1 rRNA gene is annotated in these 282 nt (G+C 44.0%); it reads left to right on the top strand.

Features of this window, described 5'->3' with window-relative positions:
- Positions 1 to 182: 182 nt before the first annotated feature.
- Positions 183 to 282 (top strand): 23S ribosomal RNA (locus tag AC0LWN_RS32765); the annotation flags it as partial.

The following is a 282-nucleotide window of genomic DNA, read 5'->3' as shown; positions in this document are numbered from 1 at the left end:
ACTTACAGCAACTTGATCCTTGAAAACTGGATACCGAAACGAAATTGCGTTTTAGAACATTCCTTTAAGCTGAACTTGTGTAAGCAAGTTTTGAATTAATGGCGATGCTAGCGATTTTTCTGACGGAAATAAAGGCTTTTGGAGAAATTCAATGTCCGATATTTTCCTAGCGGAAAAATCGAGGTTAAGCTAATAAGAGCACACGGAGGATGCCTAGGCGCCAGGAGCCGACGAAGGACGTGGCGAACAACGAAACTGCCTCGGGGAGCTGTAAGCAAGCTT

This window comes from Paenibacillus sp. sgz302115, assembly GCF_056120445.1.
This window is presented reverse-complemented; position numbering and strand designations above follow the sequence as displayed.